Raw genomic sequence first — 22,012 nt, forward strand, 5'->3', positions numbered from 1 at the left:
TCCGCAAGATCACCCGTCTGGCGGTTTCCGTTTTACCGTAAGCTAAACATTAAGGTATAGACCATTGCGGCAACTGGTCGCAATTGCTCCGCCGGAAAACCGGTTAAGCGACTTTCGGGGGGTGCGTTACTTCTTCACGAGCGGTATATCTGCACTACACCGAATCCACGGACGCCGGCGAGACCGCCGGCCTCACCCGATGCCGCCCGCACCCGTCACCGGAGGCACCCATGTCCCGCCTGGACCCGGCCCGCGACCACGTCATCGGGCTCTACCGCATCGTCATTGGCTTCCTGTTCGCCTGCCACGGCCTGAAAACGGTGTTCGGCCTGTTCGGCGCGAAGGCGCCCACCGCCGTCGGGACGTGGCCGGGCTGGTGGGCGGCGGTGATCCAGCTGGTCTGCGGCGCCCTGGTCTGCCTGGGCCTCGGCACCCGGGTGGCGGCGGTGCTCGGCTCCGGCTCGATGGCGTTCGCGTACTTCACCGTGCACCTGCCGACCGGCCTGTTCCCGATCCAGAACGGCGGCGAAGCGGCGACGCTGTTCTGCTGGAGCCTGCTCGCGATCGCGTTCGTCGGCCCGGGCCGCTTCGCGCTCGGCAACCTCCCGGCCCTGAGCCGGGCTTCCGAACCGGCGCGGGACCACGTCACGGCCTAAGGGCGGGAGATCCCGACGCCGCTGCGGGCATCGGGGCCGTACTTCGCCAGCTCACCCGCGAGGTCGAGCGCGCCGCTCTTCGCGCGGTCGTCGTCGGTCAGCAGGTCGCGCGGGATGATCCAGACGACCTCGAACTCGAGCCCGCTGGGATCCTTGGCGTACAAGGACTTCGTCGTTCCGTGATCGGACGAGCCGACGAGCGCGCCGGCCGCCTGGAGACGGCCGGCGAGCCGCTCGAGGTCGCCGAGCGTGTCGACCTCCCACGCCAGGTGGTACAGCCCCACCGACGTCCGCCCCGCGCCCGAGTCGGCGGCGTGCGAGCCGAGCTCGAACAGGCCGAGGTCGTGGTCGTTCGTCGAACCGGGCGCTCGCAGGAACGCCGCGCCGCGGTGGACGTCGCCGCCCTCGATGTAGTCGAAGCCCAGCACGTCCCGGTAGAACGCGACGCTTTCGGCCAGATCCCGGACGTAGAGCACGGCGTGGTTCAGGCGAAAGATCGACATCGGGGCTCCCGCACGCGGCACGCATAGATTGAAGTTTCAACTTCAGGCTACCACGGGCGAAGCCGCCCACCGCCGGACGAGCCGGTGCCCGACGAGGCGCTCACCGAGACCCACTCTCGGTACGCCTGGTGACCGACCGGGCGACAAACCTTCGACACCGCATCGAGGCCCTGGTCAGGCGCGCCGGCGGTTCGTAGGGTGGATCCACCGCAGGACACCGTGTCAGCTGTCCCGCGGGCGGTGGTGTCCCGGGTCCGACCTTTCCCCGAAGCCAAGTCCGGGGCACCACCGCACCCTCGGCCGATCGTGCCGCTCTCCCACCACCAGCTCCGCGAGCCTTCCGCAGGAGAACCGCGGCTCATTTACATACATACACCATGTATGTATTCTCGTCCCATGACGCAACGGAGCGAATCCCTGGGCCAGGAGCACCGGGTCCCGCTGCCCGCCGGCGAGGTGCGGTACTTCGAGCGGGGCGCAGGCGCCCCGGTGGTGTTCGTCCACGGCGTGCTGACGAACGCGCAGCTGTGGCGGAAGGTGGTGCCCGACGTCGCCGCCGCCGGGTTCCGGTGCCTCGCCCCGGATCTGCCGCTCGGCTCGCACGACCTCCCGATGCGCGCGGACGCCGACCTCTCCCCGGCCGGCAACGCCGACCTGATCGCGGACTTCCTCGACGCGCTCGACCTGCGGGACGTCACGCTCGTCGCGAACGACACCGGCGGCGCGCTCACGCAGATCCTGCTCAGCCGCCGTCCGGAGCGGGTCGGGCGGGTCGTGCTCACGCCGTCGGACTGCTTCGAGTACTTCTTCCCGCCGATCTTCAAGCCCCTGCCCGCGGTCGCCCGGATCCCCGGTTCGATGGCGGTGCTCGGGCAGCTGCTGCGGATCCGGGCGCTGTACCCGCTGCCCGTGCTCTTCGGCTGGGTGGTCAAGCGGCCGCTGCCGGACGCCGTCGCCCAGGCCTACCTCTCGCCGCTGCGCAAGTCCGCCGGGGTGCGGCGCGACCTGCGCAAGCTGCTGCGCGACGTCCACCCGCGGCACACGCTCGCCGCCGCGGAGGCGCTGCGGACGTTCGACCGGCCGGTGCTGCTCGCGTGGGCCCCGGAGGACAAGCTGTTCCCGATCCGGCTGGCGCACCGGCTCGCCGAGCTGCTGCCGGACGCGAAGCTGGTGGAGATCCCGGACTCCTACGCGTTCGTCTCCGAGGACCAGCCCGCCGCGCTGGCCGGGCACATCGTCGAGTTCGCGGGCGTCATGGCAGATTAGCCGGGTGCGACGTACCCAGCAGGACCGTTCCGCCGGCACGAAGGCCGCCCTGGTCGCCGCCGCGCGCGAACTGTTCGCCGCCCGCGGCTACCAGGCGGTCCCGGCGGACGAGATCACCCGCGCCGCCGGCGTCACCCGCGGCGCGCTCTACCACCACTACGGCGACAAGCAGGGCCTGTTCCGCGCGGTCGTCGAAGAGCTGGAACGCGAGCTGACCGCGGAGGTCGAGGCCGCGTTCGCCGGCAGCGCGGATCCACTGGCCGGCATGCTGCAGGGCCTCGGCGTCTTCCTCGACGCCTGCCTGCGCGAGGAGGTCCGCCGCATCTCGCTCACCGACGCGCCCGCCGTGCTCGGCTGGGACGTCTGGCGCGAGATCGAGGCGGAGTACGGCCTCGGCCTGATCGTCGCCGTGCTGGAGCAGGCCAGTGCGGACGGGCTGATCGTGGAGACGCCCGTCCGCGCCCTGGCCCAGCTGGTGCTCAGCGCGGTGATGGAGGCGGCGCGGATGATCGCCGCGGCCGACGACCCGGCCCGCACCCGCGCCGAGGTGCAGCAGGTCCTCGGCGGCTGGCTCGCGAGCCTCCTGCGGACCTAGCGCGTCCGGTAGGTGCTGAGGATCGCGGGCCCGACCTGCGTGGTCGAGACCAGCGCGAGGTCCGCGGGGACTTCGAAGAGCCGCCTGCCCGCGCCCACGACGCTCGGGAACACGAGCAGGCGGTACTCGTCGACCAAGCCGTGGCGGCCGAGCGCCTGCGCGATCCCGACGGACCCGATGACGATCAGGTCGCGTTCGTGGCGCCGGACTTCGTCGACGAGATCTCCGTGCAGCAGCGAAGAGTTCTGCCACGCCGAGACATCGCCGAGCGTCCGCGAAGCGACCAGCTTCCGGGCCGCGTTGAGCCGGTCGGGGAACTCGCCCGTGCGGCCGGGCCAGAGCTTCGCGAACAGCTCCCAGGTGGTCCGGCCGAGCAGCAGCGTCCCGGTCTCGAGCAGCGTGCCGAGCCGGAACTTGTCCCCGGCCACGGCTTCCGGCCCGTGCCGGAACGCCCAGCCGCCGGTGGCCGTGCCGCCGGAGCCGTCCGGGTCCTCGACGACACCGTCCAAGGTGAGGAACTCGACGACGATCACGCTCATGACCACTCCCGGTGGGTCTCGCCGCGCCCTGGTGGCGCGGCCTCACCGGTACCTACCGGCGGCGCCCGCCGGATTCATCGCTCAGATCGGCGGGAGTTGTCCCGTCGACGACGTCGACCGCGTCGAACCACCCGCACGCGGGCTCGCCGGGCGGCCGGTCGAACCGCGTCACGTACGGCTTGACGTCGAGCACGGGCGTGCCGTCCAGCAGGTCGACCCCGGCGAAGCGGATCGCGCTGCCGTCGACGTCGAGGATGCGGACCAGGCTCAGCCCGATGGGGTTCGGGCGCCGGGGACCGCGGGTGGCGAAGACGCCCATCCGGCGTCCCTCGCGGCGGAGGAGGTACGGGACCTGCGTGAGCGTGCCCGGCCGGTCGGGGCGGTCGAGCAGGCTGAGCAGCCACGCGTAGTCGAACCCGGCGAGCCCGGCCAGGCCTTCGGCGAACCGCGGGTCGAGCTCGATCGTGCCTTCTTCGGCGCGGTTCGCGCCCGCCTGGACGGGGGTGTGCTCGAGGTCCGTGCGGCCGGTCCGCACGACACCGATCGGGATCATCGGCCCAGCCTAGGGCCGCCGACCGGTGCCGTGCGCGACCACTAGGCGGTGACGAGCGAGAGGCCGTAGGTCTGCAGGATCTCGTTCACCGGCTGGAACCACGTCTCGCCGCCGGAGCTGCAGTTGCCCCAGCCGCCGGACGTCACGCCCTGTGCCTGGTCGCCGGTGATGAAGGAGCCGCCGGAGTCACCGGGTTCGGCGCAGACGTTGGTGCGCGTCACCTGGTAGACGGCGCCCTGGGAGTAGTTGACGGTCTCGTTGAGCCCTTCCACGACCCCGCAGTGCCAGTGCGTCGTCGAGCCCGAGCGGCAGACCGACGTGCCGACCGGCGCGACCCACGACCCGCGCACGAGCGCGTCGCTGACCGTGCCCCAGCCGAGCACGACCGGCGCGGTCCACCAGCCGTTGCCGATCCGGATGAACGAATAGTCGTTGCCCGGGAAGGAAGAGCCGGCGAAGGTGCCCATCGCCGAGCCGTCCCAGCCGACGACCGAGCTGCCCACGCCGCCGCAGTGGCCGGCGCTGACGAACCCGCCCTGCACGGAGAAGCCGATCGAGCAGCGGGTGTTGCCGTTGATGTAGTACGGGTCGCCGCCGACGGTCCCCGCCGAGAACGGCTGGGCGGCCGGCGTGGTCGCGACGGTGACCGGGCCCGCCTCGCGGGCTTTCGCGAGGAACGCGTCGACGTCGGCGCCGTGCGCGCCCGGCCGCAGGGTGACCACGACACTGCCTGCCCGCGGGTCGGTCCGCCAGCCGCTGACGGCCGCCGGCGCGGGGTGCGCCTTGGCGGAAGCGTCGATGGCGGCCTTGGTGGCGTCGAGCTTCGCGGCACTGACCTTCGCCGGCGCGGTTTCGGCACCGGCCCGCCGGACGGCCGCCGCCGCGGCCGGGTCGGTCACGCCGACCACGAGCTTGCCGAGCGCAGGGTCGAACCAGGCCCCGCCGAACGCGGCACCGGCGGCCTTCTGCGCGTCCGGCATCACCCGCGCGGCGGTCGTTTCCTGGCCGAGCCGGGCTTCGGCCTGGGCAGCGGTCAGGCCGAAGTCCCGCTGCATGGCGGCGAGCAACCCGGGCGACGCGACGGCCGGGCTGAGGGAAGCGGAAGCGAGCGACGCGGTCAGGACGGCGACGCCGCCGACGGCCAGGGCGATTCTTCGACGCATGAGGTCTCCTTCGGGGCCGGGGGAAAGAAACACACCGTGCGCCGAGTGTGCGGCGGCTCGCGGAGCTGGTCCAGAATTGTCCGGTTTTCTGTCCGCAATTCGCGGAGGCGAACGACTGTCCACTGCGGACTTTTGCGGGGAAGTGCTTGCGGCGCAAGGGTTTTCCGGCACAGCCGAAAGCCGCGAGCAGGTCCCACCTGTCCGCGGCGACGAAGGTCTGGACCAAGTACAGCACGCGGGTGTGCGCGGTAGCCGGAACCAGAGTCTGCGGGGCAGCAGACGTGCATGACCGTCCCTTCCCTGCCGACGGACAGGCGTCGGCGAGCAGCCGAACAGCGGGCGAACGGCGACGGGCGACGGGCGACGGGCGACGGGCGAAGCAGGGCAGGGCAGGGCAGGGCAGGGCAGGGCAGGGCAGGGCAGGGCAGGGCAGGGCAGGGCAGGGCAGGGCAGGGCAGGGCAGGGCAGGGCAGGGCAGGGCAGGGCAGGGCAGGGCAGGGCAGGGCAGGGCAGGGCAGGGCAGGGCAGGGCAGGGCCGGCGGGCGAGGCGGTGGCAGGCGGGCAGGCAGAGCGGGGGCAGCAGCGCCGAATCCGACCTCCCCGCCCCCGCCCGGCAAGCGGCGACCATCGGGCCCCGCCACCGCCGCCCACCTCGGCCATTGACAGCCTCCACCCCACCCTCCAGAATCGTATTTCCTATAGGATTCCGTGTCAGGGGGATCGTTGACCGTCGTCACTCGGGCCGAGGCTTTTCTCGTCGATGTCGAAGTCGAGCAGACTCGGACCGACGCCGTGCAGGCCTTCACCTCGCAGGAGACCGTCTTCGTCGAGCTGACCACCGATGACGGCGGCACCGGGCTCGGCTACTCCTACACGATCGGCACCGGGGGCAGCTCCGTCGTCGCCCTGCTGGACGACCACCTGCTCCCCCGGTTGGTCGGCCGGGACTCGCGGCTGGTTGAGGCGCGGTGGCGGGACCTCTTCGCCGCCACGCGGGCGACCACCGTCGGCGCCGTCACCTCGCTCGCGCTCGCCGCCGTCGACACCGCTCTCTGGGACCTCAAGTGCCTGCGGGCCGGCGAACCCCTGTGGCGCGTCGCCGGTGGGTTCCGGCCGCGCATTCCGCTCTACGACACCGAAGGCGGCTGGCTGCACCTCACCACCGACGAGCTGGTCGCGGGTGCGAAGGCCGCGATGGCCGCCGGGTGGGGTGGGGTCAAGGTGAAGATCGGGAAGCCCGCCGCGAGCGAGGACCTCGAACGGCTCACCGCGGTGCGCGAGGCCGTCGGGCCGCGGTTCGACCTCATGGTGGACGCCAACCAGTCGATGACCGCCGCCGAAGCGACGCGCAGGGCCGCGAAGTTCGGGCCGCTCGACCTGTTCTGGCTGGAGGAACCGCTGCCGGCCGACGACGTCTCCGGGCACGCCCGGCTCGCCGCCGCGACGGCCGTCCCGGTCGCCGTGGGCGAGTCGCTGTACTCCGTCGCGCAGTTCCGCGACTACCTGCACCGCGGCGCCGCGTCGATCGTGCAGCCCGACGTCGCTCGGGTCGGCGGCATCACGCCGTGGCTCAAGGTCGCCCACCTCGCCGAGGCGTTCAACGTCGAGGTGTGCCCGCACTTCCTCATGGAACTGCACGTGAGCCTCGCAGCGGCCGTGCCGAACGGGCGGTACGTCGAGCACATCCCGCAGCTGCGCGCGATCACGCGCACCGAACTGGCCATCGAAAACGGCCACGCGGTTGCTCCGGAAACACCGGGACTCGGAATCGACTGGGACCGCGACGCCATGGACGACCGGCGCGTCTCGTGAAAGCGAAACACCGCCCGGCCACCGGAAAATGGGTGGCCGGGCGGTTCCCGCGGAAATCAGATTTCGTCGACCCGGTAGGCGACCACCCGGGCCGGCACCAGCAGCGCGCCTGCGCATTCCGCGGTCGCCGGGCCGAATCCGTACGGCACGAAATCACCGGCCACGAACCAGAACGCGCTGCCGTTGGCGCACTCCGCGATCACGCGGTAGCCGTAGCCCTCACCGGGGAAGCAGCTGACCGACACGCCCTGCCCGAAGAGGGTTCCGTAGCGCTCGGCGAAGCAGCCGGGTGGCGCGAAGTCGCCACCGGCCGCGGCCGCGGGCACGACCGACAATCCGAACAGCGAAAACACAGCGACCCCGAGAACCGTCAATTTCCTTCGCATGACCACTCCTCAGCGCGGAGAACCCGACGATACGAAGCTTAGGAGTGCGGAAGAATTACCGGCAATTCATCGGGCCAGTGAATGCGTGCGCAGCGCAACGTCACCACGCTGCTCCATCCGGGCTAGCCCGCGCCCCTGGACGGATGGCGGAAGGCACGCGCAATTCCTCCGCGGCTGACGCAAACCCGATCCCGGCCCTGCGCTCGGCCTCGCCGACAGCTCGGTCTGCACGATCGCGGAGCCGAGCAGGACGGCGAAGAAGAGCCACTCCCGAGGAGCGAGCTTCGGCTCCCCGCCCGGCGTCTCCAGGACAGGCACGCCGGGCCGCACCCGGAAGCCGCCGGCCGGGATGTCCGAAGTGGACGGTCAGTGCGCGAACGCGGTCAGGAAGCGGTCGCGGAAGGAGTCCATCTTCCAGACCGGGGCCCGGGCGGCCGGGTGCAGGCCGTCCGTCCAGCCCCAGCCGGAGATCCGGTCCAGCACCTTCGGGTCCTTGGCCACGATCGTGATCGGCACGTCGTGCACCGCGCCCTGCGGCGTGACCGCCGGCGGCTGGTGGTCGCCGAGGAAGACCAGCACCGTCTTGTCGTCGCCGTAGTGCTGCATGAACGAGATCAGCGTCTTGAGCGAGTAGTCGGTGGCGTCGCGATAGGCGTCGCGGATCTTCGCCGGGTCCTTCCAGACCGACTCCGGCGCCTCGCCCGCGGCGGGCTGCGGCGCGAAGATCGAGCCGTCGCCGACCTGGTTCCAGTCCACCAGCCAGGGCCGCGGTGACCACGGGGCGTGGCTGGAGACGAGGTCCACCTCGGCCATGACCGGCTTCTGCGAGGACTTCGCGAGCTCGTTGCTCTGCAACATCGAGAACGTGTACTGGTCCGGCATCGTGGCGTAGGCGAAACCGGGGCCCTGGTAGCCGATGTTCCGGAAGTCGTAGTAGGCGTCCGGGTGGTAGAACCGCTGTCCCTCGGGCCAGTCCTTCGTGTGCGCGGGGACGTCCCAGACGGTCTTCCAGCCCGCCTTCTGGAACGCGCCGCCGAGCGTCAGCCGATCGCTGTCGAGCAGGTTGTTGTAACGCTGCTGGTTGTCGATCCACATGCCGGACTCGACGGTGGAGTGCGCGAGCCAGCTGCCGCCGCCGAACGTCGAGGACGACAGGAACGCGCTCTTCGCGCCGATGCCGGCCGCCTTCAGCTGGGCGGTGCCCGCGTCGAGCGTCGCGCCGATCTTCGGCGCGAACCCCGGGTCGTCGAGCGCGATCCGGCCGTAGCTCTCGACGAAGGTGAGGATCACGTTCTTGCCGCGCAGGCCGTTCAGCAGCTGGCCGCCGGGGGTGTTCCGGAACGCGTCGTCGGCGGCCAGCTCGCCGAACGGCCGCTGGTCCCGCAGGTCCGTGCCCACCTGGCGCAGGTCGTCGTAGGCCAGGGCCGCGGCGTTCTGGGCCGCGATCGGCTGCCCGGGAGCGATCTCGACGCCGAACACCGAGCAGACGATCCAGATCACGCCGAGCACGGCCAGCACCCGCGTCGTGCCGGTCCGCCTGCCGGCGGCGAGCCGGGTCAGCCGCAGCATCGCGAGCACCATGAAGACGACGACGGCGATCGCGAGCACCACGGCGCCGGCCAGCAGGGCGTACGTGCCCGCGTCACCGATCTCGCCGGCCAGGAACTCGACGCCCGCGTTGAAGAAGCTCCAGTCGTAAACCGGGTCGAACGGCTTCTCGAGCGTCGCGTAGAAGCCCGTGTCGAGTGCCTTCATCAGGGTGAGCAGCCCGAGCACCAGCCCGACCAGCACGGCGAGGACGCGCCGCGGCCGCGGCGGCAGGACCAGCACGAGCGCGGCCACGATCAGGCCTTCCGCCGGGACGCGGACCAGTGCTGCCGGCGAGAACGAGCTGAGGTCGTCCGGCGCGAGGAGCGCGAACAGCACCAGCAACGCGGCCAGGACGGTGAGCACCACGCCCGCGACGGCGGGGCGCCGGGCGGCCCGGGGCAACCCGAAGTCGGGCAGGGGACCACCGCCGTCCCGGGTGCGGCGGCGGACACGCCGCGGCAGCGGCAGACCGGTGGTTCCCATCATGGCGCGGCCTCACATCACGGTTCACGGGTCGGCCACCGTACCCCTGCGGCGGGGTCGGCCACCGTACCCCTGCGGCGGGGACGGCGGTCCTCACCCCGATATACGGGCCGCGGCGGCGCGAGGTTCACGCCGCCGCGGCTCGTCACGCCGCGGGCGGCCAGACGTAGAGCTTTTCCGGGACGATCCGGACGATCAGCCGCTCGTCGTCCGGCTCCGGCGGCGGCGTCTTCCCACCCATGTACCGATCGTACATTTCGTGCAGCAGCACCTTTTCCGGGTCGGCGGTGATCTCGACGCGGCCGCGGATCTCGACGTACCGGCCGGGGTTGCTCGAGACCAGCAGGCTGACCCGCGGGTCGCGCTGCATGTTCCGGGTCTTCAGCCTGCCCTCGATGGTGCTGAACACGACGGTGTCACCGTCGCGCTTCACGAAGATCACCGACGACTGCGGGCGGCCGTCGGCGTTCGCGGTGGCGATCACCGCGGTGTGCGGGCCGTCGAGCACTTCGCGGGCGGCGCCGGTCAGGGGCACGGTCATCGGGAGGTCCTTTCCAGGTTCTCGGACAGCCACTGCCGGAAGGTCAGCAGGCCGGGGTGGAGCTCGCGGACCTCGGCGGGGTCCCGCGCGCCCGCGTACGCGGCTTCGAAGTCCCGGGTGAACCGGAACATGTTGGCCAGCTCGGTCGGCAGCACGTCCGCGGGGACGTCCGCGAACCGCACGGGTTCGCCGAAGAGGTCGGCGAACGCGGCCGCGTACTCGGCTCCGGTGAGGTTCTCACCGGTGATGCTGACCGTCTTTCCCACCAGCTCCGGACGGCGCAGGATCGCGTGGGCGCAGCGGCCGATGTCGGCCACCGCGATCCCGGGCAGCCGCGCCGGTCCCAGCGGCATGGCCAGGGTGAGGACACCGTCGTCGCCGCGGCGCGGGCCGCTGTCGAGGAAGTTCTCCCAGTAGAACGCCGTCCGCAGGAACGTGGCCGGCACGGCGCGGAACTCCGCGTCGGCCGCGCCCTTGGCGTCGTAGTGGGGAACGCGGTACTGCCCGCGCACCAGCGGCATCCGGTCGTCGCCGGGCCGCACGAACGTCCGGGTGTCCTCGAACGTCGACCACACGACGTGCGCGACCCCGGCGCGGCCGGCCGCCGCGGCCATCGTGGCGGCGTGGGCGGTTTCCCGCTCCGGCGGGTGTTCCTGGCCGGCCGTGACGCAGAAAGCGCCGTACGCGCCGGTGAACGCCGCCTCGACGGAACCGGGGTCGTCGAGGTCGGCGATCACCACCTCGACGCCCAGCCCCGCCAGTTCCTTCGCGCGCGGCGTACCCGCATCGCGCGTGATGGCCCGGACGGCGAACGCGCCGTCCGGGTCCGCGGCGAGCGAACGGACCAGCCCGCCGCCCTGCCGCCCGGTGGCGCCGACGACGGCGACCACCCGTTTTCCGTCAGTGGAAGTGCTCATGCCCGTACCGACCAGGGCCGGCGGGGAAAGGAATCGGCCGATACCCGAACTCGCCCGATCCAAACGCGTGGCCGCGGCTTTCACCCGGGAAAGGGCGGGGATTACCCACGACAGGGGAGTGCCTGCGGCCATTCGGTTGCGGGCCGGTTGCGCCGGTGTTCTCCTCGAAGGGTCCGAAGATCGGATTCCGAACGGAAGGCCTGAGGCGATGAACCTGTTCGACAAGGCGAAGGAAGCGATCGGGAAGAACCCCGACAAGGCCGACCAGGGTGTGGACAAGGCCGCCGAGGCCGCGAAGCAGCGCTTCGGCGACCACGCCGACCAGATCGACCAGGGCTCGGACAAGGTGAAGGACTACCTGCACAACCAGGGTGGCGGCCAGCAGGACGCGCCCCCGCAGTGAGCCCGCGCCGGTGATCGCCCAGCCGTCCGGGGGAAGCACGCTTCGCCGCCCGCTCGGCTGGGTACCACCGGCTCCGTGGTCGCCACCTACCTCGTCCCCGTCCGGACCGCCCTCATCCTCTTCCCGTTCCTCGTGCTGGCCGTCATGCTCCCGGCCGCCTTCGTCAGCTACCGCCGCCGAGGCCGCGCCGGGGGGTGGCCGACGTTCGTCTTCTACGCGTTTCTCTTCTACCTGCTCGCGATCGCGACGCAGACGGTGCTGCCGCTGCCCGCCGACACGGCGTACTGCGTGGGCCACACCTACGCGAGTTCTCCGCAGTTGCGGCCTTTCTACTTCGTCGAGGTGGTTTCGCAGCGCGCCCGCGGGCACTGGAGCCCGGGCGCGCTCCTGCACAACCCGGCGGTCTGGACCACCGCGCTCAACGTCGTGATGCTCGCCCCGCTCGGGTTCTACGTCCGCTACGCGCAGAAGATGCGGCTCGTGCCCGCGACGCTGGTCGGCTTCGGCGTGTCGCTGTTCTTCGAGCTGACGCAGCTGACCGGCCTGTGGTTCGTCTACCCGTGCCCGTACCGGCTGTTCAGCGTCGACGACCTGATCCTCAACACCGCCGGCGTCGTCGTGGGCTGGGTGCTGGCCGGCCCGCTCGGCCGGCTGCTGCCTTCGCCGGAGCCGGAGCACGACCGCCGCCGCTACGCCGCGAAGGTCACGTTCACCCGGCGGCTGTTCGCGCTGGCCACCGACCTGCTCGGGTTCGCCGCGCTGCTCGGCTTCCTGTTCGGCCTGCTCACGCTGTTCGGCGAGGACCTGACCCACCGCGACACGCCGGTGGTCATCCTCGCCCTCGTCTGGTTCGTGGTGCTGCCCGCGGTCACCGGCTCGACGCCGGGGAAGCGGGCGATGCTGCTGCGCGTGGTCCGGCGCGGCCGCCGCCGCGCCGGGCCGATCTCGCTGCTGGTCCGCAACGGGGTCCTGCTGTCGCCGCTGTGGCTGACGTGGATGGTGCTCGACCTGGACCACTGGGACCTCGGCAACCACCCGGAACAGCTGCTGCTGCCGGTGGCCCTGGCCGCGGCGGTGTTCGTCGTGGGCGTCTGGACGCCGCTGGCGGTGCTGCTCGACAGCGAGCACCGGGCGCCCTACGAACGGCTGACCCGCACGGTCAACACCGCCATCGTGCCGCCCGGCACCCCGGCACCCGAACCGGCGGCCGGGCCGGGCCGGCCTGCCGAAGTCCTCAAAGGACGGTGACGGGACACTGTACTGCCCGGGATCGGCGACGCTGGTAGATTGCGTTCCGAGCAGGTTGAGCCGCCAGCCCGCGTCCCGATCCCCCATCCTGGAGCCTGCATGACCACCGACGCGACGCGGCCCCGGCAGCGGTTCTCCGGTGTCGGGTGGTCCCTCGACGTCCACGAAGACGGCGACCTCGAGGTGTACACCCTGCGCGGCGAATTCGACTTCGCGGTTTCGCCGAAGCTCGCCGAACTGCTCCCGGCCGCCCCGGGCCCCCGGCGGATCGTGCTCGACATGGACGAGGTCGAGTTCTGCGACTCCAGCTGCCTGCAGATCCTGCTCCGGCTGGGCACCCGGCTGCGCGAGGCCGGTGGCAAGCTGGCCGTCGTGACGACCGTGCCCGCCGTGATCCGGCCGATCGAGCTGCTGGGCCTCGGCGACGTGATGCCGGTGCACCCGAGCGTCGCCGCGACGCGCGCCGCCTGGGGCGGAAGAGCATGACGGCGTCCGACACCCGTGTCGGCGGGGCCGGTTCCGGGCATGAAGAAGGGGACGGCTTCTCCCCGGGGCCCGGCACGGCGAAGGAGGCGGACGTGAACCTGCGAGCGATCCGGCACGAGCTCGGCATCACCGCCGAGCTCACCGAGCTGGCCAAGGTCCGCCACTGGGTCCGCACGGTCCTGCGCGGGCTGCCGGCGAACGTCGTCAGCACCGCGGTCATGGTGGTCGACGAGCTGACGTCCAACGCGCTGCGCCACGGCCGCGCGCCCTACCACGTCCGCCTGCTGACCGGAGCCGCCAAGCTGCGCATCGAGGTCGACGACGGCGGCGGCGAGCCGGCCCGCCGCCGGACGCCGTCCGACCAGGGCGGCCGCGGGCTCCTGCTGGTGGAGCGCTGCGCGGCGGCCTGGGGCCAGCTGCGCCGGCCCAGCGGCAAGACGCTGTGGGCCGAGCTGGCCACCGACGACCCCGCGGGCGCCCACGGCTGATCCGGCGCCCAGCGCGCCGACTGCCCGGGACACCGGCGATCGCGGGCGGGCCGCCGCGCCCCCGGCCGCCGTCCGCGACGGTGTCGTCCTCGCGCCCAACGAAGCCGCCCGCACCCCGCCGGGTCCCGGCCGTACCTGGACAACCGGAAGCCCGCGCTCGACCGCCTGCTCGCCGTGACGGGGACGATGGCGTGCCTCACCGGCTCACTCGTCCTGCGCGACTCCCAGGCGGTCCAGCTCCCACGGGTCGTGGGCGCTGAACACCGTGACCTCGCCGCCGTGCCGCCGGGTCAGTTCGCGCAGCCGGGCCTGCGTGCCCAGGCGCAGGTCGTGGTGGATCTCCGAGCGCGTCTGGACGACGTCGAGGACCGGGTGCGGCTCGGGGACGGCGTCCAGTTCCCGGTGGTAGTAGTACGCGTCCCCGCAGTGCAGCAGCCAGCGCGTGCCGTCGTGGACCGCGACGCCCGCGTGGCCCGCGGTGTGCCCCCCGAGCGGGACGAGCCGGATGTCCGCGCTCACCCCGGTCAGCGGCGCCGAAGCGAAGCCGAACCAGTCGTCGCCGGACGGTGGTTCGTAGGTCTCCCACTTCGGGCCGTGCGCCCAGTGCGCGGGCCGGTAGCGGAAGCTCGGCGCCTCGGCCAGCGCCGCGTCGAGTTCGGCGGCGAGGACGTGGACCCGGGCGCCCGGGAAGTCGGGCAGGCCACCGCAGTGGTCGACGTCGAGGTGGGTCACGACGACGTGCCGGACGTCTTCGGGCGCGAAGCCGAGGCGGGCGACCTGCCGGACGGCCGTCTCGGCTTCGGACAGCAGCGGCTGCGCCATGGCGACCCAGTCGCCGCCCAGGGTGGCTTCGGGATCGCGGACGTCGTCGAGGCCGAGGCCGGTTTCGACGAGCACCAGGCCGTCGTGCTCGGTCTCGGCGAGCAGGCAGTGGTTGACCGCGTGCGCGGGCGGCAGGCCGGGGGCGTCGATCTGCCGCACGGACCCGCAGTTGAGGTGGTGGATCTTCATGCCGTCATCGTCTGACTTGAACTACGCTTCAAGTCAAGGAGGCCACGATGACCCTGCTCGACATCGCCGAAGTCGCCGAGAAGTCCGGGCTGGCGCCGTCGGCGCTGCGGTTCTACGAGAAGCGCGGGCTCGTCGAACCGGCCGGCCGCAACGGCCTGCGCCGCACCTACCACCCGGACGTCCTGCGCCGCCTTGACCTCGTGGCCTGCGCCCGCGGCGCCGGGTTCACGATCGCGGAGATCGCCCGGTTCCTCGTGGCGACGCCGAGCGACGACGCACTGCGCGAGCGGATGGCGGCCAAGGCGACCGAGCTGGACGACACGATCGACCGGCTCACCCGCATGCGCGACAGCCTCCGCCACGCCGCGACCTGCGACCACGTGCCGCTGGTCGAGTGCCCGGATTTCAAGCAGGCGATTTCGTAGTGAGTACAGCCCCCGGACCCGACCTGAGCACGTGGCCCACCGGCTGGCTGCTGGCCGTGGCGGCGCGCCTGGTGGAACACCGCTGGGCGGCGGTGCTCGACGACATGGGGCTCACCCACGCGGGCCTGATCGCCCTGCACACGCTGCGCGACGGGCCGCTCCCCCAGCGGACGCTGGCCCAGCGCTGCCAGGTGACCGACCAGACGATGAGCCGCACCCTCGACCGTCTGGCCAAGGCGGGTTTCGTCACCCGGGCCCCGGACCCGGCGGACGCCCGGCGGCACCTGACGCGGTTGACGCCACGCGGCCGGGCGGTCCACGAACGGGCAGTGCAGGCCGAGCCCGCACTACTGGGAGTCCTCGGCGAGGACGACGCGTTCCGCGCCGGACTGCTGGACGTGATCACCCGGCTGTCCACGACCGAGTAAGCCGCGGCGCGGGTCAGGGTCGGGCCGACTACCCGACCGCCGTAGGCGAGCGGCGCCAGGCAGCGATCACCTCAGCCACGCCAAGCCGCCCGCCGCAGGTGAGCGGCGCGAGGCGGCGATCACCGCAGGCGATCCGAGTGCAACCCAGCCCCGGGGAGGCTACGGCCACACCGCTCGAAGCCACTCGCCCACGCGGACCGGGTCGCCCCGAACTTGCCGCGGGCGATCACCCGTCCGTGCCTGCATGTCGACCACCGAACCCTGCCTCCTGGTCACCCGATCGCCGCATCGGGTGATTGAGTTCGCGAGGGGCTGGGTAGGTGTTCTGTCATGTGGATCGCGGTGAGCACCCCAGTTGCCCTCCTGATCGCCACCGTCCTGATGGAGCGGTTCGAGCGACGATGCAGCCTCGTGCCCGTCGCCGAACCCGAACGCCCCGAAACCCGCGGCTGACCGTCCCCCGCTGCGATCCCCAGCGCGAACCGGTAGCGCGAACCGGCCCGCTCGCCGGGAGGGTTCCGGTGAGCGGGCCGTCCATCCGGGCAATGGCCGCGTAATTCAGCAGGTCTTCCACGCGAAGTGGTAAATCGTGTCCACGCTCGCGTGTTCGGAATCCATTTCGATGTAACTCGTCGCTGTTGAGCCGCCCGCGTCCGCACGCAGTTCCGCATTGATGTTCAGGTTGCGGTCCTCGCCGCACGGGGCGAACACCAGCGCCGCGACGTCGGTGGTGTCCGTCGCGTGCCACACGCCGGCGAACGGGCCCGGGAAGGTGTGCCGGACCCGGGCGGTCGGTGCCGTGCCCGCGAAGTAGTAGTTGGCCTGCTCGAGCGCGCTCGCCCCGCTCTCGATGTGCGCGTAGCCGCGGTACTCGGCCTCGGCGATCGCGTACGTGAACCCTTGCGGCACGTGGACGAGCACGTTGATCTGGCAGTTCTTCCGGGCGTCGAGCGCGGACGCGCCACCGCCGGCCTTGGCGGTGAAGTTCGTGTAGTGCACCGTGAACGACGTGTTGTCGGACGCGACGTCGGCCGACGCCGTGGCCGTGCCGGCCGGGCAGCCCGATCCGTTGATGGTCTTGACGTCGAGCGTGATCTTTTCGGTCGGAGCCGATGTCACCGGGGAATCGACGGGTGCGACGACGGCGGACAGAACCATTCCGGCTACGACCAACATACCGAGCATGACGCTCCTCCAAATGGGCCACGGTGCCTTTTGATCACGATGATCGCGCGCGGAACGGATCGTAGCGCGATCGCAACCTTTTCGACGGCCACTGAACGGAGTAACACGGCAACCCGGAGTACGGGAAATCCATTTCCCGTCATTTTACTCTTCCACCGTTGTGCAAATCGGAAAATCGACGGTCAGTGCTGGTCCAGACCAGTATCGTGCCGGAGCGAGTACGGCGGTGTCACGCCGCCGAGCAGAGCTTCGGCGTCCAGGGTCGAAGCCCGGCTCCCCCGCTCCGCGAACCGCCGCGCGACCAGCGCGCCCGGGTCGTCGACGACGTCGGCGCGCCCGGAGAGGAATGCCCACTCGTGCTCGTCGGAACCGAAGTACAGCACGGTGCCGAACACCTCGCGGAACCGCCGCCACGACGCGAGCAGCGTCTCGTTGCGCCACAGGGTGGGGCAACCCGCCTGGCAGGTCACCACCCCGCCCGGCGCCAGCACCCGCACGCACCGGCCGAGGAAGTCCTTGCCGTACAAGCGGTTGTGCTGCGCGTCCGGATCGGTGTTCTCGTCCGGCAGGTCGATCACGACCACGTCGTAGGTGTCGCCCCGGGCTTCGGCCGCGGCCAGGAAGGCCCAGCCGTCCGCAAAGGACACCCGGATCGGCCCGCCACTCCGCTCGAGGTCCCCGGTCGTGTAGCCGTAGGGCAGGTGCTCGGCGCAGGCCCGCACCGCCTGCTCGTCGATGTCCACGTGGTCGACCAGCGTGGCACCCGCGGAAACCGCCAGCTCGGAGGCGACGCCCTCGCTCGACCCGATGATCAGCACCCGCCGCACCCGCTCGGCCAGCAGCAGCGCGGGCACCATCAGCGCCTCGTGGTAGACGAGCTGGCTCGCTTCGGTGCTCTGGCGTTCGCCGTCGCAGAACAGCGAAACCCCTTGCGCGGTCTTGCCGATCAGCACCTCCTGGTACGGCGTGCGCGCGCTGAACACGACGTCGTCGACCGCCCAGACGCGGGTGAGCCCGGCGCCGACCGGTTCGTGGATCGTGGGCACTAGCGTTCTCCCCGGTGCAGGACGGACAAGTGGACCGAAGCGGCGTCCAGCGACTTCGCCAGCAACCGCAGCGCGTGCTCGGGGTCGGCGCGCTCGCCGCAGGTGAACACGTCGGCGAACAGCGACCCGTGCTCCGGATAGGTGTGGACGGACGCGTGCGACTCGGCCAGCAGCGCGATCACCGTGGCCCCCTGCGGCGCGAACCGCTTCGCCACGACGTCGACGACCGTCGCGCCCGCCTCCGTGACCGCCGCCCGCAGCAGCTCGCCCAGCCGCGCGGCGTCGTCGAGCAGCGCCGGGTCGACGCCGTGCAGCTCGGCCAGCACGTGGCGCCCGGTGAACCGGCCGACCTCAGGCATCGCCCCACCTGCCGACGCAGTAGGTCCGCAGCGGCTCGATCCCGTTGAACCCGACCGACGCGTAGCTCGCGGTGTAGGCGCCGGTGCCCGGCAGGTCGAGCCGGTCGCCGGTCGTCAACGACTGCGGCAGCTCGTACGGCGTCCGCTGGTAGAGGACGTCGTCACCGTCGCAGGTCGGCCCGGCGAGCACCACCGGCCCGGCTGGGCTGTCGTGCGGGCGCACCGGCTCGAAGCGGTAGGCGATCGCCTCGTTCTCGGCCTCGGCGAGCCCGTTGTAGCGGCCGATGTCGAGGTAGACCCACCGCCGTTCGCCGCGGTGCGCGACCAGCACGACCTCGGTCCGCAGCAGGCCGGCGTCGGCGACGAGCACCCGGCCCGGCTCCAGCAGCAGCTCCGGCCGGTTCGCCGGGAAGTGCGTGTCCAGTGCGGAACCGATCTTCGCCGCGTACGCCGCCAGCGGCGGGACCGCGCCGCGGTGAGTGGTCGCGAAGCCGCCGCCGAGGTTGAGCCGCGTCATCGCGACGCCCTGCGCCTCGGCTTCGGCGAACAGCTTCGCCGCCGTGGCGATCCCGATCTCCCACGCGGCGACGTCCGGCTGCTGCGACCCGACGTGGAACGCGATACCGGGCCGCAATCCCACCGCGGCCGCCTGGAGGACCAGGTCCAGGGCCTCGGCCGGGTCGCAGCCGAACTTGCGGCCGAACGGCGTCACCGAGTCGGGTGCGTCGAGCACCACGCGGATCGACACGGCCGAGCCCGGCGCGAACCGGCCCAGGTGCTCGACGTCACCGGGCGCGTCCGACGTGAACTCCCGGACCCCGCGCTCGAAGGCGAAGGCGATGTCCCGCGGCTTCTTGATCGGGTTCCCGTAGGCGAGGTCCGCCGGATCGGCGCCGCGCGCGAGGCACAGCGCCAGTTCGGCGGGCCCGGCGACGTCGAAGCCGAGCCCGGCCGCCACCAGCGCATCGAGCACGGGTGGCGCCGGGTTGGCCTTGACCGCGTACCGGATCAGCGCGCCCGGGAACGCCGAGCGGACCTCGCGCGCCCGGGCCGCGACGGCGTCGGTGTCGACGACGAGGCACGGGGTCGGCGGGTCCCGTTCGTCGAGGAACCGGCGGAGGGAGTCGGCGCACACGGCGCCAGTGTCGCAAACGGCGTCAGGCGAACCGCCAGAGGTGGTCCGGCGTGCCGTTGTCCGACCACTGGGTCACCTGCGCGCCGTCGGCGGTGGACTGCTGGTCGACGGCCAGCACCTTGCCGCTGCGGACGTTGACGATCTTCGACCAGCCACCGCCGGCGTCGACGATCCGCCAGTTGTGGTCCGGGGTGCCGTTGTCCTGGAACTGCTGGACGTGGGCGCCGTCGTCGAGGCTCTGGTCGTGCACCGCGAGGATCTTGCCGCTGTTGCGGTTGACGATCCGGACCGTGCCGTCCCCGTTGTCGACGACGGCCCAGAGGTGGTCGACCGTGCCGTTGTCCGACCACTGCGTGACCTCGGCGGTGTCGGCCAGTGACATGCCCGACACGGCCAGGACCTTGCCCGAGCGCTGGTTCTGCAGCTTCCGCCACACCGTCGCCGACCCCGCCGGGCGGGTCAGCAGGGCCAGGTAGCCGCCCGCGACCGGACGGGCCTGGAAGCCGCGCTGGGTGGCGTCGGCGACGACGTACCAGTCGGTGAACGGAACGCGCTGCGGCGTGGTGTTCGCGAAGCTGTACACGCCTTCTACCAGCGTGTTCCGGATGTTCGGCTGGTCGGTGAGCCACGCGGCGGTCCACAGCTCCCAGTCGGCCTTCGTGTAGTTGTTGCGCGGGTCGAGCAGCACGCCGTGGGCGCCCGCGCGGCCCTGGTACCAGGCCGCCTCCTGCGCCGCGACGCCGAGCGGGACCAGGTCGAGGCCGAGCACGCGGTCGGCGAAGCCGTTGTACTTCAGGCTCCACGTGCCGGGCTGGTCGTAGGCCAGCTTGAGGTGCTGGCCGTCCTCGGCGAGGGTCACCCACTGGCTGATGTAGCTGCGGGAGGTCGACCGGTACCGCCGGACGTCGGCGGTGTTGCCGGTCGCCGCGGCGAGGACGCCCATCGCGCCGACGCCGATGATGCCCTTGAGCGCGAGGTTGGCGCTGTGCGCGATGAACCCGGTGAAGTCGTCGGTCTGGTTCTGGAAGCCCGGGTCGAGGGTGGTGCCGATGAGGTACTCGGCCCACTGCCGCAGGATCGGGTAGTGGGTGGTCGCGAAGGCGACGGCGTCGGCCGACGGGAGCCGCTGGACCAGCGCGGCGGCCATGATCAGCATGTTGGCGGACTCCTCGACCGGCATGCTCTCCTCGTTGCCGTCGTTGTGCCCGGCCGCGTCCGGGTAGTGGGTGCCGATGTCGTGCTCGGCGAACTGCATCGGCCAGCCGCCGTGCTCGGCGTAGTCCAGGAGCGGCTCCAGGATCAGCCGCAGGTAGGCCGGGGACAGGGCGAGGTAGGCGGGGAACGCCGGGTAGGTGACGTCCACTGTGGACATGTTGCCGCTGGAGGAGATCTCCTTGAGGAAGCCCCAGGGCGCGCCGCCGCGGTCGACCAGTTCGGTGCCGCCGAAGGCCTGGCGCAGCGCCAGCGCGCAGATGGCGGCGTAGTGCTCGCCGGTGGTCCCGCCGCCGGCCGCGGCGACGGCGTCGTCGTGCAGGCGCTGGTCGATCGCGACCGCCGCGCCGAGCGCGCTCGCGTAGTCGTTGGCGAACCAGACGGCCATGTCCTGCCAGCTGCCCCAGTAGTGCGTCCACCAGGGGTTCAGCGGGGTGCCGAGGTAGCGGACGGCGGGCGTGCGGACGTGCCCGATCGACAGCGTGAACGGGCTCGACGAGCCGCCGGCCGGGATCGTGCCGAGGTTCTTGTTGAACGCCAGCACCGGCCAGCGGTCGCTGATCGCGCGTGGCTGGGCGGTGTCGCTGGTGTTGGCCAGGGCGCCTTGGCCCGCCGACGCGGCGCGCACGACGGTGTCCTGCCCGATCTGCCAGCTCACCCCGGACGTCGGCGCGGCGAGCACGAGCGAACCCCAGCTGGCCTGTTCACCGTTCTCCTGCAGCACGCCCGGGCTCGCCGGGGTGCAGCTCAGGAGCGTGTAGCCGGTGGATTGCTGCTGGGTCCAGGTGACCGGGGTCGAAGTGTCGCCGTGCACCCACTCGGCGGAGGTGTCGAAGTGGAGGTCGACGGCGTGCGCGCGGCCGTCGGCGCTGGCGGCCCGGATGGTGACGTAGCCGAAGGGCACGCACTGGCGTTGCAGGTTCGCCGGGTCGACGGGCGAGAAGAACGTGACGGTCAGGGTGACGCCGCCGCCGGTGAGGACGTAGGTCGAGCGCGTGCCGGTGACCTGCAGGCTGACCTGGGTCATCGGGGTGAGCGCGGGCCCGGACGGCAGTGCGGGCGAGCCGGCGAAGACGTACGCGGCGCCGTCGATCCGGGCGAGGCCGCAGAGGGCGGTGGTGTGCCCGGTCCAGAAGCCGGCCCAGGTCCCGGGGAGGTTGTCGGCGGCCTGCCAGGTCGACAGGTACGGCGACCGGACGATGAGCGGAGTGGCGGGCGGCCGGATCGGGCTGAAGGTACCCGCGGCGGCAACGGTGCCGGGCAGCCAGAGCGCGGCGGCGACGGCGACGGCCGAGCCGCCGGCGAGCCGGAGCAGGTCCCGGCGGGTCAGGTGAGCGCGTTCTCGGGAGGACATCGGTGGCCCCTTCCACGGCGTGCGAGCCGGTGCGGGGATAACTTTTACATCGTTGGTACAACGTTGTAAATCCGCCGTTGGTCGGGGTGGTGATTCTTTGGCGGACCACTGGGGGCGCAGGTCCGGTACGGATTCCGACCCCGCTCGGACGGCGCGGGTCGGTCGGTGTCCGGCGCGGCCGGGCTTGGTCGACGAGGAAGTGGTGAGGATGGGGCAGTGCGGGTGCCT

At 71.9% G+C, this 22,012-nt stretch carries 25 protein-coding genes; 11 read left to right on the forward strand and 14 right to left on the reverse strand.

The window, feature by feature from the left end; translation table 11 throughout:
• Nucleotides 1–230: 230 nt before the first annotated feature.
• Nucleotides 231–656, forward strand: coding sequence for a DoxX family protein (locus OG738_RS36640; RefSeq protein ID WP_329047867.1), 426 nt, complete (start codon nucleotides 231–233; stop codon nucleotides 654–656).
• On the opposite strand, the gene OG738_RS36645 is transcribed toward OG738_RS36640, so the two are convergent.
• Complete coding sequence (locus tag OG738_RS36645; protein ID WP_329047869.1) at nucleotides 653–1,159, reverse strand: VOC family protein; 507 nt, start codon at nucleotides 1,157–1,159, stop codon at nucleotides 653–655. The two genes, OG738_RS36640 and OG738_RS36645, sit on opposite strands and share 4 nt — an antisense overlap.
• 396 nt (nucleotides 1,160–1,555) lie before the next feature.
• Here OG738_RS36645 and OG738_RS36650 point away from each other — a divergent pair, with 396 nt between their 5' ends.
• Complete coding sequence (locus OG738_RS36650) at nucleotides 1,556–2,425, forward strand: alpha/beta fold hydrolase (protein WP_329047871.1); 870 nt, start codon at nucleotides 1,556–1,558, stop codon at nucleotides 2,423–2,425.
• Nucleotides 2,426–2,429: 4 nt separating this feature from the next.
• Complete coding sequence (locus tag OG738_RS36655) at nucleotides 2,430–3,020, forward strand: TetR/AcrR family transcriptional regulator (RefSeq protein WP_329047873.1); 591 nt, start codon at nucleotides 2,430–2,432, stop codon at nucleotides 3,018–3,020.
• On the opposite strand, the gene OG738_RS36660 is transcribed toward OG738_RS36655, so the two are convergent.
• Genes OG738_RS36660 through OG738_RS36670 form a run of 3 tightly spaced genes read right to left on the reverse strand, consistent with a single transcriptional unit; the run spans nucleotide 3,017 to nucleotide 5,275 of the window.
• A complete protein-coding gene (locus OG738_RS36660) occupies nucleotides 3,017–3,559 on the reverse strand; it encodes a dihydrofolate reductase family protein (protein ID WP_329047875.1) in 543 nt (180 codons plus the stop codon). The genes OG738_RS36655 and OG738_RS36660 overlap by 4 nt on opposite strands.
• Nucleotides 3,560–3,611: 52 nt before the next feature.
• The gene (tsaA, locus tag OG738_RS36665) at nucleotides 3,612–4,112 is read right to left on the reverse strand and encodes a tRNA (N6-threonylcarbamoyladenosine(37)-N6)-methyltransferase TrmO (RefSeq protein WP_329047876.1); all 501 of its coding nucleotides are present in this window, start codon (nucleotides 4,110–4,112) and stop codon (nucleotides 3,612–3,614) included.
• 41 nt (nucleotides 4,113–4,153) lie between these two features.
• Nucleotides 4,154–5,275: a S1 family peptidase gene (locus OG738_RS36670; protein ID WP_329047878.1), complete on the reverse strand. Its 1,122-nt coding sequence runs from the start codon at nucleotides 5,273–5,275 to the stop codon at nucleotides 4,154–4,156.
• A 723-nt stretch (nucleotides 5,276–5,998) separates the two neighbouring features.
• On the opposite strand from OG738_RS36670, the gene OG738_RS36675 reads away from it, so the two are divergent.
• Complete coding sequence (locus OG738_RS36675; protein WP_329047879.1) at nucleotides 5,999–7,087, forward strand: mandelate racemase/muconate lactonizing enzyme family protein; 1,089 nt, start codon at nucleotides 5,999–6,001, stop codon at nucleotides 7,085–7,087.
• A 56-nt stretch (nucleotides 7,088–7,143) separates the two neighbouring features.
• On the opposite strand, the gene OG738_RS36680 is transcribed toward OG738_RS36675, so the two are convergent.
• From OG738_RS36680 to OG738_RS36695, 4 genes are all read right to left on the reverse strand, one after another.
• Complete coding sequence (locus OG738_RS36680; protein ID WP_329047881.1) at nucleotides 7,144–7,473, reverse strand: hypothetical protein; 330 nt, start codon at nucleotides 7,471–7,473, stop codon at nucleotides 7,144–7,146.
• Nucleotides 7,474–7,839: 366 nt separating this feature from the next.
• Complete coding sequence (locus OG738_RS36685; protein WP_329047883.1) at nucleotides 7,840–9,549, reverse strand: sulfatase; 1,710 nt, start codon at nucleotides 9,547–9,549, stop codon at nucleotides 7,840–7,842.
• Between the two features lie 142 nt (nucleotides 9,550–9,691).
• Nucleotides 9,692–10,087 carry a PPOX class F420-dependent oxidoreductase gene (locus OG738_RS36690; protein ID WP_329047885.1) on the reverse strand — a complete coding sequence of 132 codons (396 nt, stop codon included), beginning with the start codon at nucleotides 10,085–10,087 and terminating at the stop codon, nucleotides 9,692–9,694.
• Nucleotides 10,084–11,004, reverse strand: a complete 921-nt coding sequence (locus OG738_RS36695; protein WP_329047886.1) for an NmrA/HSCARG family protein — start codon at nucleotides 11,002–11,004, stop codon at nucleotides 10,084–10,086. The genes OG738_RS36690 and OG738_RS36695 overlap by 4 nt, the downstream gene beginning before the upstream one ends.
• A gap of 208 nt (nucleotides 11,005–11,212) precedes the next feature.
• Here OG738_RS36695 and OG738_RS36700 point away from each other — a divergent pair, with 208 nt between their 5' ends.
• From OG738_RS36700 to OG738_RS36715, 4 genes are all read left to right on the forward strand, one after another.
• On the forward strand, nucleotides 11,213–11,407 hold the full coding sequence (locus OG738_RS36700) for an antitoxin (protein ID WP_329047888.1): 195 nt from the start codon (nucleotides 11,213–11,215) through the stop codon (nucleotides 11,405–11,407).
• A gap of 75 nt (nucleotides 11,408–11,482) precedes the next feature.
• Nucleotides 11,483–12,655, forward strand: coding sequence for a VanZ family protein (locus OG738_RS36705; protein WP_329047889.1), 1,173 nt, complete (start codon nucleotides 11,483–11,485; stop codon nucleotides 12,653–12,655).
• 99 nt (nucleotides 12,656–12,754) lie between these two features.
• Nucleotides 12,755–13,141: an STAS domain-containing protein gene (locus tag OG738_RS36710; RefSeq protein ID WP_329047891.1), complete on the forward strand. Its 387-nt coding sequence runs from the start codon at nucleotides 12,755–12,757 to the stop codon at nucleotides 13,139–13,141.
• 92 nt (nucleotides 13,142–13,233) lie between these two features.
• Nucleotides 13,234–13,629 (forward strand): ATP-binding protein, encoded by a 396-nt coding sequence (locus OG738_RS36715; protein ID WP_329047893.1) that lies wholly within the window; start codon nucleotides 13,234–13,236, stop codon nucleotides 13,627–13,629.
• Between the two features lie 204 nt (nucleotides 13,630–13,833).
• Here OG738_RS36715 and OG738_RS36720 read toward each other — a convergent pair whose 3' ends face one another.
• Entirely contained in the window at nucleotides 13,834–14,640 is an 807-nt protein-coding gene (locus OG738_RS36720; RefSeq protein ID WP_329047895.1) for an MBL fold metallo-hydrolase, read from the reverse strand.
• Between the two features lie 47 nt (nucleotides 14,641–14,687).
• Here OG738_RS36720 and OG738_RS36725 point away from each other — a divergent pair, with 47 nt between their 5' ends.
• From OG738_RS36725 to OG738_RS36735, 3 genes are all read left to right on the forward strand, one after another.
• A complete protein-coding gene (locus OG738_RS36725) occupies nucleotides 14,688–15,065 on the forward strand; it encodes a MerR family transcriptional regulator (RefSeq protein ID WP_329047897.1) in 378 nt (125 codons plus the stop codon).
• Complete coding sequence (locus OG738_RS36730; RefSeq protein WP_329047899.1) at nucleotides 15,065–15,493, forward strand: MarR family winged helix-turn-helix transcriptional regulator; 429 nt, start codon at nucleotides 15,065–15,067, stop codon at nucleotides 15,491–15,493. The genes OG738_RS36725 and OG738_RS36730 overlap by 1 nt, the downstream gene beginning before the upstream one ends.
• Before the next feature lie 330 nt (nucleotides 15,494–15,823).
• Nucleotides 15,824–15,946: a hypothetical protein gene (locus OG738_RS36735; protein WP_329047901.1), complete on the forward strand. Its 123-nt coding sequence runs from the start codon at nucleotides 15,824–15,826 to the stop codon at nucleotides 15,944–15,946.
• Between the two features lie 105 nt (nucleotides 15,947–16,051).
• Here OG738_RS36735 and OG738_RS36740 read toward each other — a convergent pair whose 3' ends face one another.
• The 5 genes from OG738_RS36740 to OG738_RS36760 form a co-directional block, all read right to left on the reverse strand.
• Nucleotides 16,052–16,678 carry a DUF4360 domain-containing protein gene (locus tag OG738_RS36740; protein ID WP_329047903.1) on the reverse strand — a complete coding sequence of 209 codons (627 nt, stop codon included), beginning with the start codon at nucleotides 16,676–16,678 and terminating at the stop codon, nucleotides 16,052–16,054.
• A 182-nt stretch (nucleotides 16,679–16,860) separates the two neighbouring features.
• Nucleotides 16,861–17,724, reverse strand: a complete 864-nt coding sequence (locus tag OG738_RS36745; RefSeq protein ID WP_329047905.1) for a spermidine synthase — start codon at nucleotides 17,722–17,724, stop codon at nucleotides 16,861–16,863.
• Nucleotides 17,724–18,083, reverse strand: a complete 360-nt coding sequence (gene speD / locus OG738_RS36750) for an adenosylmethionine decarboxylase (RefSeq protein WP_329047907.1) — start codon at nucleotides 18,081–18,083, stop codon at nucleotides 17,724–17,726. The genes OG738_RS36745 and speD overlap by 1 nt, the downstream gene beginning before the upstream one ends.
• Nucleotides 18,076–19,218: a type III PLP-dependent enzyme gene (locus OG738_RS36755; protein WP_329047908.1), complete on the reverse strand. Its 1,143-nt coding sequence runs from the start codon at nucleotides 19,216–19,218 to the stop codon at nucleotides 18,076–18,078. The genes speD and OG738_RS36755 overlap by 8 nt, the downstream gene beginning before the upstream one ends.
• Before the next feature lie 22 nt (nucleotides 19,219–19,240).
• Nucleotides 19,241–21,784, reverse strand: coding sequence for a glutaminase domain-containing protein (locus tag OG738_RS36760; protein ID WP_329047910.1), 2,544 nt, complete (start codon nucleotides 21,782–21,784; stop codon nucleotides 19,241–19,243).
• Nucleotides 21,785–22,012 lie beyond the last annotated feature (228 nt).

The organism is Amycolatopsis sp. NBC_01488, from assembly GCF_036227105.1.
Classification (GTDB): domain Bacteria; phylum Actinomycetota; class Actinomycetes; order Mycobacteriales; family Pseudonocardiaceae; genus Amycolatopsis.

Bases quoted from the DNA above. Each gene is read 5' to 3' on its own strand.
- OG738_RS36640 (WP_329047867.1), top strand. From the start codon at position 231: ATGTCCCGCCTGGACCCGGCCCGCGACCACGTCATCGGGCTCTACCGC.
- OG738_RS36645 (WP_329047869.1), bottom strand. From the start codon at position 1,159: ATGTCGATCTTTCGCCTGAACCACGCCGTGCTCTACGTCCGGGATCTG.
- OG738_RS36650 (WP_329047871.1), top strand. From the start codon at position 1,556: ATGACGCAACGGAGCGAATCCCTGGGCCAGGAGCACCGGGTCCCGCTG.
- OG738_RS36660 (WP_329047875.1), bottom strand. From the start codon at position 3,559: ATGAGCGTGATCGTCGTCGAGTTCCTCACCTTGGACGGTGTCGTCGAG.
- tsaA (WP_329047876.1), bottom strand. From the start codon at position 4,112: ATGATCCCGATCGGTGTCGTGCGGACCGGCCGCACGGACCTCGAGCAC.
- OG738_RS36670 (WP_329047878.1), bottom strand. From the start codon at position 5,275: ATGCGTCGAAGAATCGCCCTGGCCGTCGGCGGCGTCGCCGTCCTGACC.
- OG738_RS36680 (WP_329047881.1), bottom strand. From the start codon at position 7,473: ATGCGAAGGAAATTGACGGTTCTCGGGGTCGCTGTGTTTTCGCTGTTC.
- OG738_RS36685 (WP_329047883.1), bottom strand. From the start codon at position 9,549: ATGATGGGAACCACCGGTCTGCCGCTGCCGCGGCGTGTCCGCCGCCGC.
- OG738_RS36690 (WP_329047885.1), bottom strand. From the start codon at position 10,087: ATGACCGTGCCCCTGACCGGCGCCGCCCGCGAAGTGCTCGACGGCCCG.
- OG738_RS36695 (WP_329047886.1), bottom strand. From the start codon at position 11,004: ATGAGCACTTCCACTGACGGAAAACGGGTGGTCGCCGTCGTCGGCGCC.
- OG738_RS36700 (WP_329047888.1), top strand. From the start codon at position 11,213: ATGAACCTGTTCGACAAGGCGAAGGAAGCGATCGGGAAGAACCCCGAC.
- OG738_RS36710 (WP_329047891.1), top strand. From the start codon at position 12,755: ATGACCACCGACGCGACGCGGCCCCGGCAGCGGTTCTCCGGTGTCGGG.
- OG738_RS36720 (WP_329047895.1), bottom strand. From the start codon at position 14,640: ATGAAGATCCACCACCTCAACTGCGGGTCCGTGCGGCAGATCGACGCC.
- OG738_RS36725 (WP_329047897.1), top strand. From the start codon at position 14,688: ATGACCCTGCTCGACATCGCCGAAGTCGCCGAGAAGTCCGGGCTGGCG.
- OG738_RS36735 (WP_329047901.1), top strand. From the start codon at position 15,824: ATGTGGATCGCGGTGAGCACCCCAGTTGCCCTCCTGATCGCCACCGTC.
- OG738_RS36740 (WP_329047903.1), bottom strand. From the start codon at position 16,678: ATGCTCGGTATGTTGGTCGTAGCCGGAATGGTTCTGTCCGCCGTCGTC.
- speD (WP_329047907.1), bottom strand. From the start codon at position 18,083: ATGCCTGAGGTCGGCCGGTTCACCGGGCGCCACGTGCTGGCCGAGCTG.
- OG738_RS36760 (WP_329047910.1), bottom strand. From the start codon at position 21,784: ATGTCCTCCCGAGAACGCGCTCACCTGACCCGCCGGGACCTGCTCCGG.